Raw genomic sequence first — 2,161 nt, forward strand, 5'->3', positions numbered from 1 at the left:
TAGGGCGTGTTGATCTTTCGTGAGTAATTTTTAAACAGCATGGTAAAGGGTTATAATTTGCTTCGCCAAAAGTAAAACCATAACCAATACCATGCCAAGAACAATACTAACTGATATTCGATGGGAACTGCTACTTCAAGTTATGAAAAGTACAGGCCGTATTTACGATAAAACTGAACATCGAATGACATTTGAAGGAATACTTTATCGAATGAGAACTGGTATTCCTTGGCGAGATCTGCCCTCTGAATTCGGAGAGTGGAGTACCGTATACAGACGATTTAATCTTTGGTCAAAGAAAGGGATTTTAGATAACCTTTTCAAAAGCTTATCTAGCATGGCTGATTTTGAGTGGGTCTTTCTTGATGGCTCGATAGTTCGAGCACATCAACATAGCACAGGAGCAGCAACTGAAAGCTCAGAGCAAATAGGCAAAAGTCGTGGGGGTAATTCAACCAAAATTCACTTAGCTGTAGATAGTGGAGGATTACCGATTTGTTTCGACTTATCAGAAGGTCAACGCCACGATGTTGTTCATGCGAATAGTTTGGTTGAACAGCTTGATGAAGTGAACACTGTCGTTTGTGATAAAGGCTATGATAGCGAACAATTCCGCTGTTTTGTTCGTGACCACGGTGGAACACCAGTGATTGCTACACGGAATTACGGTCAAGATATTGATAAAAAAAGCATGGATTGGTGCTTATACAAATACCGACATTTGGTTGAAAATGCATTTGCAAGAATTAAGCAATATCGAGCTATTTCAACTAGATACGATAAGTTAGAGCGAAATTATGCCAGCATGGTATCGCTGGCATTTATGTTAATGTGGCTGCCGATGTATTGTTGAGCAAAATATGTACAGAAAAGATCAACACGCCCTAAGTGGTGCATGCTGGCCAGCCAAATCTATGAAACAAGTTGAAGATGTGATTTTAAAAGATTGCGATTATATAAACATTGGCAAACAGCCAGTTGACCCTAGCCATAGATTTGTTTCACGCTTTACAGATTACCACCCGATGGATATCAACAGTTACAACCCTCAGACTCGTAAAAACAATTACGAATCTATCTATACATTGAATTTTGCAAAACAACTCCCCAAACGAGAACTGCCTAAAGATATGGCTATTTATGTTGGAGCCAATTGGTTTTCCTTAAAAAGAAGTACCGTTCAAACAATATTTGACAATACAACTTTGTTATCTAGAGCCAAAGAGCTTTTTCGTTATACAGCCCACCCAGACGAGGCTTTTTTTCAAACAATACTTATGAAGTTAGTCGAAGATAATCAACTCTCAAAAAGCCTGATCAGTAGTAACTTACATTATTCGGATTTCAAGAATAAAGGGAGAGTTGGTGGCCTTCCAAAAATATTGGATGAAACAGATGCAGATGCAATTAGACTAAGCGATAAATTATTTGCAAGAAAAATAGATCCTATTGTCTCGGCAGATTTAATAGAGTTTTTAGAAAAATTAAATAGTTCGATTGATATTTAGTTTATACCAAGCGTAATATGCGATTAACCAATAGGTTTGTTTGAGACCGATGCAGGGTGAGAGCATGAACGTTCAAATATCGTTCAACGCTACCAAACCCGCCGCTAACACCTTTTCCAAATAATCAGTGCTACCATGCGCACGTTTCTGTTTCCGTGGCACACTCACTTTTCTGGTTGTCTCCGCACGAAGCATGTTTAAGGCTAGTTTCCTCGCCCCTGAGAGAATTTCGGCGGCATTGCCACGATATATCTGGCATTCATCTTCTTTCATTGAGACATCAAGGACCCAATGAAGACTGTTTTCTACTGCCCAGTGACTACGCACTGCGTTGGCAAAGCGTGCTTTAGTTAAAGCGGCTGAACTGATGTAGTACCGGTATTCCAAAGATTCTTTACCGTTTTTTGGCTGCCGATAGCTTAACGTAACGCCGTAAGCGATCAATTTAGACCGTCTTTTCCCGGCGGAGCTACCCCGTAAAATGGTCCCCGTAGATTTTACTCACGGAGACTTAATCGATGGCAACAAAAAGACGAACACGCGAGCAATGGCAGGAATTGATTGATAAGCAAGCAGCAGGCGAACTGACAGTCAGTGAATTTTGTGCACAGCATGCGTTAACAGTATCAAACTTCTATCTGTGGCGTAAAAAA

Annotated in this window: 3 protein-coding genes and 1 pseudogene; 3 read left to right on the forward strand and 1 reads right to left on the reverse strand. The window is 40.2% G+C overall.

Annotation, left to right across the window (positions count from 1 at the left end):
• The first annotated feature begins 91 nt into the window (after positions 1 to 91).
• A complete protein-coding gene (locus C6Y40_RS07680) occupies positions 92 to 853 on the forward strand; it encodes an IS5 family transposase (RefSeq protein ID WP_105932999.1) in 762 nt (253 codons plus the stop codon).
• Between the two features lie 7 nt (positions 854 to 860).
• Positions 861 to 1,508, forward strand: coding sequence for a beta-1,6-N-acetylglucosaminyltransferase (locus tag C6Y40_RS07685; protein WP_105934082.1), 648 nt, complete (start codon positions 861 to 863; stop codon positions 1,506 to 1,508).
• Between the two features lie 72 nt (positions 1,509 to 1,580).
• Here C6Y40_RS07685 and C6Y40_RS07690 read toward each other — a convergent pair.
• Positions 1,581 to 1,955, reverse strand: a pseudogene (locus C6Y40_RS07690) (ISAs1 family transposase); the annotation flags it as partial.
• A 71-nt stretch (positions 1,956 to 2,026) separates the two neighbouring features.
• On the opposite strand from C6Y40_RS07690, the gene tnpA reads away from it, so the two are divergent.
• Positions 2,027 to 2,161 (forward strand): IS66 family insertion sequence element accessory protein TnpA (gene tnpA / locus C6Y40_RS25530; RefSeq protein WP_420836920.1); only part of this gene is annotated, 135 nt, incomplete at its 3' end.

This window comes from Marisediminitalea alba (genome assembly GCF_002993365.1).
Lineage (GTDB): Bacteria > Pseudomonadota > Gammaproteobacteria > Enterobacterales > Alteromonadaceae > Alteromonas > Alteromonas alba.

What these genes read in the sequence shown, in the direction of transcription:
- C6Y40_RS07685 (WP_105934082.1), top strand. Translation starts at nt 861, where the DNA reads ATGTACAGAAAAGATCAACACGCCCTAAGTGGTGCATGCTGGCCAGCC.
- C6Y40_RS07680 (WP_105932999.1), top strand. Translation starts at nt 92, where the DNA reads ATGCCAAGAACAATACTAACTGATATTCGATGGGAACTGCTACTTCAA.